Source organism: Achromobacter sp. UBA2119 (assembly GCF_002331005.1).
Lineage (GTDB): Bacteria > Pseudomonadota > Gammaproteobacteria > Burkholderiales > Burkholderiaceae_B > Achromobacter > Achromobacter animicus.
Map to the genome: position 1 here is coordinate 307176 of NZ_DCYD01000009.1, position 12594 is coordinate 319769.

General features: G+C 64.8%; 12 protein-coding genes. 5 read left to right on the forward strand and 7 right to left on the reverse strand.

All coding sequences use genetic code 11. From position 1 onward, the window contains the following. Positions 1-7: 7 nt before the first annotated feature. The 5 genes from cphA (B3098_RS06660) (at position 8) to B3098_RS06680 (ending at position 6611) form a co-directional block, all read left to right on the forward strand. Positions 8-2623 carry a cyanophycin synthetase gene (cphA, locus tag B3098_RS06660; RefSeq protein ID WP_286893232.1) on the forward strand — a complete coding sequence of 872 codons (2616 nt, stop codon included), beginning with the start codon at positions 8-10 and terminating at the stop codon, positions 2621-2623. 59 nt (positions 2624-2682) lie between these two features. Then, entirely contained in the window at positions 2683-5253 is a 2571-nt protein-coding gene (cphA, locus tag B3098_RS06665) for a cyanophycin synthetase (RefSeq protein WP_239212483.1), read from the forward strand. Positions 5254-5805: 552 nt separating this feature from the next. After that, complete coding sequence (locus B3098_RS06670) at positions 5806-6006, forward strand: CsbD family protein (RefSeq protein WP_006218180.1); 201 nt, start codon at positions 5806-5808, stop codon at positions 6004-6006. A 27-nt stretch (positions 6007-6033) separates the two neighbouring features. Continuing rightward, positions 6034-6198 (forward strand): DUF1328 domain-containing protein, encoded by a 165-nt coding sequence (locus tag B3098_RS06675; RefSeq protein ID WP_006389411.1) that lies wholly within the window; start codon positions 6034-6036, stop codon positions 6196-6198. Positions 6199-6272: 74 nt separating this feature from the next. Further along, positions 6273-6611, forward strand: coding sequence for a BON domain-containing protein (locus tag B3098_RS06680; protein WP_056567736.1), 339 nt, complete (start codon positions 6273-6275; stop codon positions 6609-6611). A 106-nt stretch (positions 6612-6717) separates the two neighbouring features. Here the strand turns inward: B3098_RS06680 and B3098_RS06685 are convergent, their stop codons facing one another. The 7 genes from B3098_RS06685 to B3098_RS06715 form a co-directional block, all read right to left on the reverse strand. Beyond that, positions 6718-7590, reverse strand: coding sequence for a PhzF family phenazine biosynthesis protein (locus tag B3098_RS06685; RefSeq protein ID WP_286893264.1), 873 nt, complete (start codon positions 7588-7590; stop codon positions 6718-6720). Between the two features lie 74 nt (positions 7591-7664). Continuing rightward, the gene (locus tag B3098_RS06690; RefSeq protein WP_286893266.1) at positions 7665-9089 is read right to left on the reverse strand and encodes a 4Fe-4S binding protein; all 1425 of its coding nucleotides are present in this window, start codon (positions 9087-9089) and stop codon (positions 7665-7667) included. 41 nt (positions 9090-9130) lie between these two features. Beyond that, positions 9131-9979, reverse strand: coding sequence for an FTR1 family iron permease (locus tag B3098_RS06695; protein WP_175122866.1), 849 nt, complete (start codon positions 9977-9979; stop codon positions 9131-9133). 14 nt (positions 9980-9993) lie between these two features. Continuing rightward, positions 9994-10317 carry a cupredoxin domain-containing protein gene (locus B3098_RS06700; protein ID WP_175123344.1) on the reverse strand — a complete coding sequence of 108 codons (324 nt, stop codon included), beginning with the start codon at positions 10315-10317 and terminating at the stop codon, positions 9994-9996. A gap of 32 nt (positions 10318-10349) precedes the next feature. Next, positions 10350-10886 carry an iron transporter gene (locus tag B3098_RS06705; protein WP_056569437.1) on the reverse strand — a complete coding sequence of 179 codons (537 nt, stop codon included), beginning with the start codon at positions 10884-10886 and terminating at the stop codon, positions 10350-10352. Positions 10887-11108: 222 nt separating this feature from the next. Next, positions 11109-11675, reverse strand: coding sequence for a polyhydroxyalkanoate synthesis repressor PhaR (phaR, locus tag B3098_RS06710; RefSeq protein ID WP_175122867.1), 567 nt, complete (start codon positions 11673-11675; stop codon positions 11109-11111). Positions 11676-11794: 119 nt separating this feature from the next. Next, entirely contained in the window at positions 11795-12532 is a 738-nt protein-coding gene (locus B3098_RS06715) for a 3-ketoacyl-ACP reductase (RefSeq protein WP_175137390.1), read from the reverse strand. Positions 12533-12594 lie beyond the last annotated feature (62 nt).

The following is a 12594-nucleotide window of genomic DNA, read 5'->3' on the forward strand; positions in this document are numbered from 1 at the left end:
TTAAAACATGAAAAAGAAAGACATTGAATTTATCGATGTCGTGGCTTTGCGCGGCCCGAACATTTGGACGTATCGTCCGGTCCTTGAAGCATGGGTGGATATCGGTGAACTGGAGGATTACCCCTCCAACACGATTCCCGGATTTTATGAGCGCCTGACTGAATGGCTGCCGACGCTGATCGAACATCGATGCAGCCCCGGCGTGCGGGGCGGTTTTCTTGCCCGCCTTAAAGAAGGCACGTGGCCCGGCCACATTCTTGAACACGTCACCCTTGAATTGCAGAACCTGGCCGGCTTGCGCGGCGGCTTCGGCAAGGCCCGCGAAACCTCCAAGCGCGGCGTCTACAAGGTCGTCGTGCGCGCCTGGCAGGAACAGGTCACCCGCACTGCATTGAACGAAGCGCGCGACCTTGTCATGGCCGCCATCGAGGACCGGCCGTTCGACGTGCCCGCCACCGTGGCTAAGCTGCGCAGCCTGGTCGACCGCCACTGCCTCGGCCCCAGCACGGCCTGCATCGTCGATGCGGCCGATGATCGCGATATTCCGTATATCCGTCTTTTTGAAGGCAACCTCGTCCAATTCGGCTACGGCTCGGCGCAGCGCCGCATCTGGACGGCCGAAACCGATCGCACCAGCGCCATCGCCGAAGGCATTTCGCGCGACAAGGACCTGACCAAGGAACTGCTGTCGACCTGCGGCGTGCCGGTGCCCGAAGGGCGTCTCGTTGAAAGCGAGGAAGACGCCTGGGACGCCGCCGAGGACATCGGCCTGCCCGTGGTGGTCAAGCCCTACGACGGCAACCATGGCCGCGGCGTCTTCACCAATCTGACGACGCGCGAGGAAGTGGTCTCGGCCTACCGCGTCGCCGTGGACGAAGGTAGCGGCGTCATCGTCGAACGCTTCGTGCTGGGCAACGAACACCGCCTGCTGGTGGTGGGCAACCGCATGGTCGCGGCGGCCGCTGGCGAACCGGCGTGGGTGACGGGCGACGGCAAGTCGACCATCACCGAACTCATCGACAACCAGATCAATACCGACCCGCGCCGCGGCCGTACCGAGAACCATCCGCTCAATCCCGTGCGCCTGGATTCCGCCGCCCGGCTGGAAATCGCGCGCCAGGGTCTGTCGGAAGACAGCGTGCCGCCCGAAGGCCAGCGCGTGCTGGTGCAGCGCAGCGGCAACGTCGCGTTCGACGTGACCGATCGCGTCCACCCCAGCGTGGCCGCCACCGTGACGCTGGCCGCGCGCATCGTCGGCCTGGACATCGCTGGCGTGGACCTCGTGGCCGAAGACATCACGCGCCCGCTGGATGAACAGCGCGGCGCCATCGTCGAAGTCAACGCCGGACCTGGCCTGCTGATGCACCTGAAGCCCGCCGATGGCACGCCGCGTCCCGTGGGCCGCGCGATCGTCGACCATCTCTTCCCCGAGGGCGACGCGGGCCGCATTCCCATCGTCGGCGTGACCGGCACCAACGGCAAGACCGTCGTCGCCCGCCTCGTGGCGCGCTTGCTGCACCTGTCCGGCAAGCGCACCGGCCTCGCGTGCAGCGAAGGGCTTTACCTGGACCGTCGTCTCGTGCAAAAGGGCGACCGCGCCGACTTCGCGTCGGGCACGCGCCTGCTCATGAACCGCAACGTGGACGCCGCCGTCATCGAGAACGACAGCGGCGTAATCCTTGGCCAGGGCCTGGCCTACGACCGCTGCCAGGTCGGCGTGGTCACCAACATCGACGACGGCGATCATCTCGGCGACTTCGACATCAACGAAACGGAGCGCCTGTTCAACGTGTTCCGCACGCAGGTGGACGTGGTCCTGCCCGATGGCGTGGCCGTGCTGAACGCGCGCGATCCGCGCGTGGTCGAAATGGCCGAGCTCTGCGACGGCGGCGTGATCTTCTTCGGCATCGATCCCGCCCTGCCCGCCATCGTCCAGCACCTGGCCCAGGACGGACGCGCGGTGTTCGTGCGCGACGGCAGCATCGTGCTGGCGCAGGGCAGCCAGGAAGAACGCCTGGCCGACGTCGCCGCCATCCCGCTGACACATGGCGGCCGCGTCGCCTTCCAGGTTGAAAACGTGCTGGCAGCCGTGGGTTCGGCGTGGGCGCTGGACATCCCGGTGGAACTGATCCGCGCCGGCATCGAGACCTTCGACATCGACCAGGCCGACGCGCCGTGGCAGTTCACGCTGTTTGAGCGCAATGGCGCCACGGTCGTGGTGGACGACGTGCACAACGCCTCGGGGCTGCGTCCGCTGCTCACGGCCATCGACCAGTTCCCGTCCGCCCGGCGCGCTGCCGTCTACTCGGCCGGCGCAGACCGCCGCGACGCGGACCTGATCGAACAGGGCAAGCTTCTAGGCGACGCCTTCGACCGCGTGGTTCTGTATGACGACGCGACCGTGCGCAGCAAGCGCTCCGAAGGCGAAGCGCGCGCGCTGTTGCGCCAGGGCCTGGCGCAAGGCAGCCGCGTCAAGGACATCCAGGACGAGCCCGACCACGGCAAGGCCATTGCCAGCGTGTTGGACGGCATCGGAGCGGGCGACTTCGCCCTGCTGCAGTCCGACGAGGCGTTCTCCGGCCCGACCATCGATCTGGTCCGCCGCTGGATCCAACAAAACTGACCTTATTAGGCGCGCGGCCGCCCCCGGCGGACGCGCGTCAGACGACAGGAAACCCTGCCATGGAAGTCTCCCGAATCCGAGCATTGCGCGGCCCCAATCTGTGGAGCAAGAACACCGCCATCGAGGCCATCGTGTCCTGCGGCGATGCCGAATGCTCCATCGACAACCTGCCCGAGTTCGAAGCCCGCCTGCGCGCGCGGCTGCCGCAAACCGGCCTGCTGCGCCCCGAAGGTCACCAGGGCGCGGTGTCCATCGCCCACGTGCTGCAGATCGTCGCGCTGACGATGCAGGCGCACGCCGGCTGCCCCGTCACGTTCGGCCGCACCGCCTCCACCATCGAACCGGGCGTGTTCCAGGTCGTGGTCGAGTACAGCGAAGAAGAAGTCGGCAAGCTGGCGATGGAACTGGCGCAGGACCTCGTGCGCGCCGCGCTCGATGACACGCCGTTCGACATTGCCGACGCCCTGAAGCGTCTGCGCGAGCTGGACGAAGACGTGCGCCTGGGGCCCAGCACCGGCTCCATCGTGAACGCCGCTACCGCGCGCAACATCCCCTACCGCCGCCTCACGCAAGGCAGCATGGTCCAGTTTGGCTGGGGCAGCAAGCAGCGCCGCATCCAGGCCGCCGAAACCGACCTGACCAGCGCCATCTCCGAATCCATCGCGCAGGACAAAGACCTGACCAAGATGCTGCTGGACGCCGCGGGGGTGCCGGTGCCGATGGGCCGTTCGGTGACCACCGCCGAAGAGGCCTGGGAAGCGGCGCAGGAACTGGGCGGCCCGGTCGTGGTCAAGCCGCGCGACGGCAGCCAGGGCCGTGGCGTCGCGGTCAACATCGAAACCCGCGAGCGCGTGATCCAAGCGTTTGAAGTGGCCGAAGAGATCAGCTCCGAGGTCATCGTCGAGCGCTACATCCCGGGCCACGATTTCCGCCTGCTGGTGGTTGGCGGCGCGCTGGTCGCGGCGTCGCGCCGCGATCCGCCGCAAGTCACGGGCGACGGGCAGCAGACCATCCGCCAACTGGTGGACCAGGTCAACGCCGACCCGTTGCGCGGCGACGGCCATGCCACCTCGCTGACGAAGATCCGTTTCGACGACATCGCCCTGGCGACGCTAAAAAAGCAAGGCTTTGACGCCGACTCCGTGCCGCCCTCCGGCACGCTGATCTTCCTGCGCAACAACGCCAACCTGAGCACCGGCGGCTCCGCCACCGACGTGACCGACGAGGTCCACCCCGAAATGGCGGCGCGCGCGGTGTCCGCGGCCCGCATGATCGGCCTGGACATCTGCGGCGTGGACGTGGTGGCCGAAACGGTGCAATACCCGCTTGAAGAGCAGCACGGTGGCGTCGTGGAAGTCAACGCCGCGCCTGGCCTGCGCATGCACCTGAACCCCTCGTTCGGCAAGGGCCGCGCGGTGGGCGAAGCCATCATCGCCAACATGTTCGCGGACGGCGACGACGGCCGCATTCCGGTCGTGGCCGTCGCGGGCACCAACGGCAAGACCACCACGGTCCGCCTGACCGCGCACCTGCTGGGCGCGGCCGGCAACCGCGTGGGCATGACGAACTCCGACGGCGTGTACGTCGACAACCTGCGCATCGACACCGGCGACTGCAGCGGTCCGCGCAGCGCGCGCAGCGTGCTGATGCACCCGGACGTGGACGCCGCGGTGTTTGAAACCGCGCGCGGCGGCATCCTGCGCGAAGGCCTGGCGTTCGACCGCTGCAACGTCGCCATCGTCACCAACATCGGCATGGGCGACCACCTGGGGCTCGGCTACATCAGCACGGTCGAGGACCTGGCCGTGGTCAAGCGCGTCATCGTGCAGCACGTGCATCCGTCGGGCATGGCAGTGCTGAACGCGGCCGATCCCATCGTGGCCGAGATGGCCGCAAGCTGCCCGGGCTCGATCACCTACTTTGCCGAAGACCGCAACCATCCCGTGCTGGCCACGCATCGCGCGCAGGGCCTGCGTTCGGTCTACCGCGATGGCGATGCCATCGTGGCGGCGCAAGGCGCCGACGAGGTGCGTTTCCCGCTGGCCGAGATCCCGCTCACGCGCAACGGCACGATCACCTTCCAGGTCGAGAACGCGATGGCCTCCATTGCGGCGGCATGGGCGCTGGACCTGGGCTGGGATGTCGTGCGCCGCGGCCTGGCCACGTTCGTCAACGACGCGCAGACGGCTCCTGGCCGCTTCAACGTGTTCGACTACCGCGGCGCCACGGTGATCGCCGACTATGGCCACAACCCCGACGCCATCCAGGCGCTGGTGCGTGCCGTGGACGCCATGCCGGCCAAGCGCCGCTCGGTCGTCATCAGTGGCGCGGGCGACCGCCGCGACGAAGACATCCGCATGCAGACCGAGATCCTGGGCGCGGCCTTCGACGACGTGCTGCTCTACCAGGACCAGTGTCAACGCGGCCGCGCGGACGGCGAAGTGCTGGCCCTGCTGCAGCAGGGTCTGGTGGGCGCCAGCCGCACCACGCAGATCGACGAGATCCATGGTGAGTTCGTGGCGATCGACACGGCGCTGGCGCGCCTGAATTCGGGCGATCTGTGCCTGATCCTGGTCGATCAGGTGGAAGAAGCGCTGGACCACATCGCCAAGCGCATCGCCCAGCCCTGAACGGCTCGGCGCAAATGCGGACGGGGCGCTCAGGCGCCCCGTTTTTTTTCGTCTTGCGATGCCATCAGCCGTGCGGGGATGCGATGGGCGCCAAGGCCTGATACCGGTCCGTCACGTGCGTGCACCCCACGGCCGCCATGGCGCCAAGCGCCAGCAAGATGGCGCTGCAAAGTCGTTTCATCATGCGAGCTTTTCTCCCTTTACGTGGCGAACCGCCAGCCGGTTCCGTGTGGACTATACCGGCATGCGCCCTGCCCGGCCAGCCGCGCCAGCAGTGGGTTTCGAGAGCGGATCGGTTACTAGCCGCGCACAAAAGGGGTCAAATGGTTGCTCAAATGTAACTCGACCTTCGTGCGCCCGGAACGCGTTTTCTCGTCTCAAACACAGGGCTTTTTCCGCAGAGGCGCAGTTACATTTCTCCACAGCGTGGTTTGACAGCCCCAGGGGGCGACTCGTAGCTTAGAACCTAGCTGATCAGTTCCCAACACACCGCGTTCCGGCAGCTTCATAGGCCATGAACCTGCCGCCGCACGAAACCAGAGAGAGGTCACCATGAACAACGACATCATCGCCGGAAAGTGGAAGCAACTGACGGGCAAGGCCAAGGCGGCTTGGGGTGAACTCACCGACGACGAACTGACCCGCACCGAAGGCAACGCCGAGCGTCTGGCTGGTCTGATCCAGGAACGCTACGGCAAGACCAAGGATGAGGCGCAAAAGGAAGTCCGCGACTTCTTCGACCGCAATCCCTGATTCCCATAACCACCAGGAGAAGCTGACATGTTGCATTACGCCGTAGTTTTCTTCGTTATCGCGATCATCGCGGCTGTCCTGGGGTTCGGCGGCATCGCCGCCGGCGCCGCGGGGATTGCCAAGATCCTGTTCTTCGTCTTTCTGGTCCTGGCTCTCTTGTCCATTCTGGGCGGCGCCTTCCGCAAGAAATAGAACCCACATCTGAGCTTTAGTAGATCGTCATAGCGTCACGAACGCGCTGAACACCAATAAAAAGGAGCATTACTATGGAAATTCGCAAGCTGATCGCCGCCGCCGCACTGGGTACGGGCGCTGTCTTCACTTCCATGGCTTTTGCCGCCGATGACGGCAAGCCGAAACAGTCCGTGGGTGAATACGCGTCCGACGCCACCGTGACCACCAAGGTCAAGGCCGCCTTTGTTGCCGACAAGCAGCTGAGCGCCCTGGAAATCGCCGTCGAAACCAACAACGGCGAAGCCACGCTGACCGGCACCGTCGGCACCGCTGCCGAAGCGGATCACGCCGCCAAGGTCGCCCGTGGCGTTGAAGGCGTGAAGCAGGTCAAGAACAACATCAAGGTTGATCCGGCCAAGAACCGCAAGTAATCAAGGCATCGATGTAGTTGACGCCTGATTTGAAAACGGCGCCTGTGCAAACAGGCGCCGTTTTCACGTTTGGCTTTTACATGCTCGCTTTGGGATTTGCGCTCTGCTACAGCGTGACGGCGCCGCGGCCGATTCCCAGCGCGCGTCCGCCCACCTGGATGCGGCCGTCGGTCGACACATCCAGCTGCAGGCGGCAGGGGCGGCCGGTCTGGTCGCCCTGCTCCACCAGCACGCTGGCGGGCAGCGCCGCCTTGCGGTGCAGAAGCCAGCCGCCGAGATTGGCGCAAGCCGAACCGGTGCCGGGATCTTCGTTGATCGCACCGCCCGGCGTGGCGTAGAAGTAGCGGGCCACGACGACCTGTCGGCCCGCCTGGACATTGCCTTCGTCAAACGCAAACAGATAAAGCGACTTGCGTTCGAGGCTGCTGGTCTGCCAGCGGCCGAGCAGCGACGCATCCGGCTTGGCCCGGCGCACTGCGTCCACGCTGGCAAGCGGCACGAGCAACTGGTCCGCACCGGTATCCACCCAGATCGGGTCGGCCAGCAGGTCGTTTTCGCCCAGGCCCACCAGTCCGGCGATGCCGGCGGGATCCAACTTGGGCGCGGCGGTGCGCACCCCGCCCGGACACGGCGCGGTGAAGGTCCACGCGTCGCCATGGGCAGTGAGCGGCACGACGCCGGCCTGAAATTCCAGCGTCAACACGTCGCCGGTCTGCCGCAGGTCGCGCACGACCTGCGCGGTGCCGATGGCCGGATGCCCGGCGAACTTCATTTCAAAGCCTGGTGTAAAGACGCGCGCCCGCGCATCGGCTTGATCCGAAGGCAGGATGAACGTGGTCTCGGACAGATTGAATTGCGCCGCAAGATTGAGCATGGTGGCGTCGTCCATGCCGCGCGCGTCTTCAAACACACAGAGCTGATTGCCGCTGAATGTGGAAGAGGCGAAAACGTTGAGTAGACGAAATGCGTAGGAAGCCATGGCGGATAGCAGTGAGGAAAATGCCGGCGGCGCCGGATAAGCCCCCACTGTATCGCAGCGGCCCCGTCAAACGCTCACCAGACCGCGAAGAACAGCACCCACGCCATGCAGAACGGCGCGAGGCCCGCGGCCAGCACCAAACCCGCGCCAACCTTGCGCGCCATGCCGACCGGACGCGCATTCAGGAGGCGCGCGTAAAGACGCAGCGTCCACAGCACCGCCAGGGTCAGCAGCGTGAACCGGACCGGCGTCGCCCATGCCGCCTGCACGCCTTCATGCTTGAGCAGCGTGATCGTCGTGGCGGACAGGCCCAAAAACACGCCAATGCCAGCCGACGGAATCAGCGCCTGCGCCAGCTTGTGCAGGCCGGCCCGCCCCCAGCGCGATACGGGCGCATGGGCAGCATGGGAATTGACGGGCGCCGGCGGCACGGGTGCGGCGGGCGCAATGCGGTCGGCGAGCCACAACGACAGGAAGGCCGCGCCGCCCACGCATATCGTGGCGCCGACGACAAAGAGCAGAATGCCGGCGCCGTCCAGCCACGAGAAGCTGTCGTTCACGTCCGGGTAGTGCGTCAGGATGAACCACGGCGCGTTGTCCATCAGCGGCCACAGGATGTCGTGCTCGACCAGCCAGGTCGCGGCCCACTGCTTGGCCGTCACGAACCACGGGCTGGCGCTCCAGAGAAACGCGCCGATCGCAATGCCCATCAGGCCGAAACACAGCAATGCCGTCTGCCACGGATCGCCATCGGCCACGTGAACGATCTCTTCTTCAGGCGAGCGGGGTGTCAGTGCAATGGCGCCGCGATAGCCACTGCACCGTCCACAGACGTGGCAATCGCCCGCGCCCTTCATGTGGCGCAGCGGCACCAGCGGCGCACAGTTGATGGGCTCGATGCGGATGACGGGATGGCGCCACTTTTCCTCCTCGACCTTGAAGTGCCAGGGCGCCAGCTTGGCCAGCAGGTTGAACACGCCATTGACCGGGCACAGATACTTGCACCACACACGCTTGCTGCGCCCGTAGCGCCAGCCGACGATCATGGCTGCCACGGTGGACCCACCCAGGACGGCCAGCACCGCCAAGGGGTACTGATAGACGCTGACCAGCTGACCGTAGATGGTCGTCAGCGCGAAGGCCACGAACGGCCAGCCGCCCCAGCGCATCCACTTCGGAATGGCCCGGCCCTGGCCGCGTTCGCTGGCCCATTCGGTCAGCATCCCTTCGGGACACAGCCAGCCGCACCATGCGCGTCCCAGGATCGGCATCGAGATCAGGACGAACGGCCACCACACGCCCCAGAACGCAAACTGCGCCACGACGGTCAGGTTGTTGAACACCGACGCCGCGTTGTCGGGCAGCGGCAGCAACGCCGGCACGATGAGGAGGAACGCGTACAACGCGACAATGCCCCACTGCAGCTTGCGCAACAGCGGGGCATGGTCACGGAGGAAGTCGGCGATGCGGGAGGTTGCCCTCCCGAGTGCAGCAGCCATGGTCAAACCTTAAGAAAATCAGTCCGGAGAAAACACCGGAATCAGGATGCTCCGCGGGCAGCGGCCACGGGCGCAGGCCGTCCGCCCGCCCAGCGCAGCAGCGCCCAGACGATGATCCAGTAAGCCACCCACAACAGCAGCGAGGACAACGCAGGCAATGCGCGGTATCCCGCGAAGTCGGCCAGCACCTTGCCAATGCCCGTGCTGTCGCTCAGCAGCCAGGAGCTGTCCCAGACCGGGTCCACGATGGTCGGCAGGACATCCAGCGAAATCAGGTGGTCCAGGCCGCCCACCAGCAACGAGCCGGCCAAAAGCAGCAACAGGATTTCGGTCACGAAGAAGAAGCGGCGCCACGTGATGAGCTTGCCGCCCAGTTGCAGCAGCCAGAACGTCAGCAGCGCCACCGCGAAACCGGCCACGCCGGCGACGGCCAGCATCAGCATGTCGCTGCCGCCCTCGCCCGCCGACACCGTGCCGTACAGGAACACGACGGTTTCGCTGCCTTCGCGGGCGACGGCGATGGCGACCAGCACGAGCAGGCCCCACCAGTTGTCGCTTGCCACGGAGGCGCGCGCCCCGCTTTCGAGTTCGCCCTTGAGCGTGCGGCCGTGCTTCTTCATCCACACGACCATCTGCACCACCAGCGCGCAAGCGGCCAGCGACATGATGGCCTGGAACCATTCCTGCCCTTCATCGCTGAGCCAGGACGACACGCCCAGCAGCACCAGCGCCAGCGCCACGGCCAACGCCAGGCCCGCCGCCACGCCGCCCCACAGGTACGGCAGCCCGCGCTTGCCTTCCGGCGTGGCGCGCAACCACGTGTACAGGATGCCCACCACGAGCAGGGCTTCGACGCTTTCGCGCCAGACGATGAAAAGTACCTGTTCCATGCTTTGGTGCCGCGTTATTCCTTGGGCTTGACGACCAAGGTGCCTTTCACGCTCTGGTGAAAGTCGTCAAAAAAGGGATACTCGCCGGGACGCGAAATGGTGATGACCACGAAGGACTTCACCCCCGGTCCCAGGACTTTTTCCTTGCGCAGCGGAATGCTTTCGAATTCCACCGGCTCGTTGCTCTCGTTGATGAGTTCAATCTTGAAACGGCCCGCGGGCACTTCCAGCGTGGCCGGCTCAAACGTGCCGTCCGGCTTGAACCGCAAGGTGAACGTGGGCAGTTCGTCCGCCTGCGCGGGCGCCATGCCGGCTACGCCGGACAGGCCGATGAGCATTGCGGCAAGTACGCGAAGCAGGCGGCGCACGATCAGTAACCGCCCTTCTTGCCGGTGCCGGCGTAGACGAATTCATATTCCAGGTCGAACGGCTCGAACCATTCGCCCACACCCGTTTCCTTGTCGACGTGACGGCCGAAGTGGCTCATCTTGTTCGCCGTCGGCGGCAGGATGGTGTACTTGAGCTTGTATTTGCCCGGGCCCTCGAGCTTCACGTTTTCGCCATAGTGCGGGCCATCGTTGGCGACCATCGGCATGAACGTGCCCTTCTGCACGTTCTGGCTGCCGACCTTCTGGATCTCGTAATTCACGACCAGATACGGCACCCACTCGCCTTCAGGAAAACCAGTCTTGTTGCCGGCCGTGGCGTGGATGTCGGCCTCCAGGTGCACGTCGGAATCCTTGGCCGGACGCATCATGCCGGGCGGGTCCATTTCGATCGGCTGCAGATACACCGCGCCAATTTCCATGCCGCCCTTTTCGACAGGCTTGCCGATGGGGTATTCGGCCGCATGGGCGGCGGACACGCTCAACGCGACAATGGCCAGCGCCAAGGCTTTCTTGATCATGTGCATAATCCTTGAGACACAAATGAAAATAGCGGCTCTCAAAACACAAACAAGAACCGTTTTCATTAATTTAGTGGATTTTGCTGACACAACCCTGAACCTGGCCGCACTAAAAATGCCGGATCATTGCGTTGGCTCAATCAGCAAAAAGCCGCCTTGGCATGCGCCAAGACGGCTTTATTGCATTGACGCGGACCGGTCAGGCCCTGCGTCCGGCGGTGGTTACTTGCGGCCCGCGCCCGGGGTGCTGCCTGGCGTGAACGGGAAGGTCGAGAACATCGCGCGCGTCTGATCCTGCATCTGGTCCTGCATCTGCACGAACAGGTTTTTGCTCTGGTCGATGTAGTTGTTCATCATGTTCTGCAGCATCGGCGTCTGCACATTCATGAATTGCGTCCAGGCTTCCGGCCCGAACTGGCTGCCGTACAGGCCCTTGGACTGCTCGGCCATGCGCTGCTGGATCTCCATGAAGGCCTGGATGTTCTTTTCCAGGTACGAGCCCATGATGCCTTGCATGGCGTGGCCGTAGAAACGGATGATCTGCGACAGCATGTTCGAGGAGAACATGGGCATGCCGCCGCTCTCCTCTTCAAGAATGATCTGCAGGAGGATGCTGCGCGTCAGGTCTTCGCTGCTCTTGGCATCGACAACCTGGAATTCCTCGTTCGCCAGGACCAGTTGCTTGACATCTGCCAGGGTGATGTAGGTGCTGGTCCGGGTGTCGTATAAGCGACGGTTGGGGTATTTTTTAATCAGGCGCAGGCTGGCGCCGGTTTGTGCTTGCGTCATGGTTGTCCCCGGATCGGGCGATCTCTTTAGGCTTCGAATAATGTGAGTGTAATGCCGTACGGCCCTCTGCCCGAAGCCGTACAGCGCCAGTGGGCCGCCGCGGGGCGGCCCATGTCACGTCAACCCATGTGCAGGCCGCCGTTCAGCGAGAAGTCCGCGCCGGTCGAAAAGCCGGATTCATCCGACGCCAGCCACGACGTCATGGACGCGATTTCCTCGGGCGTGCCAAGACGGCGCACCGGAATCGTGGCGACGATTTTTTCCAGCACGTCCGGCCTGATGGCGCGGACCATGTCGGTGCCGATGTATCCCGGCGAGATCGTGTTGACGGTCACGCCCTTGCTGGCCACTTCCTGCGCCAGCGCCATCGTGAAACCGTGGATGCCGGCCTTTGCCGTGGAGTAGTTGGTCTGGCCGAACTGACCCTTCTGGCCATTGACCGAACTGATGTTGATGATGCGCCCCCACTGGCGCTCGACCATGCCGTCGATGACCTGCTTGGTCACGTTGAACAGGCTGTTCAGGTTCGTGTCGATGACCGCGCGCCAATCGTCGGCCGTCATCTTGCGGAACAGCCCGTCGCGGGTGATGCCCGCGTTGTTGACCAGCACGTCCACCGGCCCGAGGTCAGCCGTGACCTTTTCGAAGGCGGCGACGGTGGAGTCCCAATCGGACACGTTGCCCACCGACGCGTAGAACGTGAACCCCTGCGCGGCTTGCTCATCCAGCCATTGCTGGTAATTGCGGCTGGGGCCGCAACCTGCCACGACGCGAAAGCCATCCTTGGCCAAGCGCTGGCAAATAGAGGTGCCGATCCCGCCCATCCCGCCTGTTACGTAAGCCAGTTTTCCGCTCATTGGACTTCCTCCTGTGTGCGACGGACGCCTCGTTGATTAAACATCTTCCTGCCCGGGGGATC

Bases quoted from the DNA above. Each gene is read 5' to 3' on its own strand.
- cphA (WP_286893232.1), top strand. From the start codon at position 8: ATGAAAAAGAAAGACATTGAATTTATCGATGTCGTGGCTTTGCGCGGC.
- cphA (WP_239212483.1), top strand. From the start codon at position 2,683: ATGGAAGTCTCCCGAATCCGAGCATTGCGCGGCCCCAATCTGTGGAGC.
- B3098_RS06670 (WP_006218180.1), top strand. From the start codon at position 5,806: ATGAACAACGACATCATCGCCGGAAAGTGGAAGCAACTGACGGGCAAG.
- B3098_RS06675 (WP_006389411.1), top strand. From the start codon at position 6,034: ATGTTGCATTACGCCGTAGTTTTCTTCGTTATCGCGATCATCGCGGCT.
- B3098_RS06680 (WP_056567736.1), top strand. From the start codon at position 6,273: ATGGAAATTCGCAAGCTGATCGCCGCCGCCGCACTGGGTACGGGCGCT.
- B3098_RS06685 (WP_286893264.1), bottom strand. From the start codon at position 7,590: ATGGCTTCCTACGCATTTCGTCTACTCAACGTTTTCGCCTCTTCCACA.
- B3098_RS06690 (WP_286893266.1), bottom strand. From the start codon at position 9,089: ATGGCTGCTGCACTCGGGAGGGCAACCTCCCGCATCGCCGACTTCCTC.
- B3098_RS06695 (WP_175122866.1), bottom strand. From the start codon at position 9,979: ATGGAACAGGTACTTTTCATCGTCTGGCGCGAAAGCGTCGAAGCCCTG.
- B3098_RS06700 (WP_175123344.1), bottom strand. From the start codon at position 10,317: ATGCTCATCGGCCTGTCCGGCGTAGCCGGCATGGCGCCCGCGCAGGCG.
- B3098_RS06705 (WP_056569437.1), bottom strand. From the start codon at position 10,886: ATGATCAAGAAAGCCTTGGCGCTGGCCATTGTCGCGTTGAGCGTGTCC.
- phaR (WP_175122867.1), bottom strand. From the start codon at position 11,675: ATGACGCAAGCACAAACCGGCGCCAGCCTGCGCCTGATTAAAAAATAC.
- B3098_RS06715 (WP_175137390.1), bottom strand. From the start codon at position 12,532: ATGAGCGGAAAACTGGCTTACGTAACAGGCGGGATGGGCGGGATCGGC.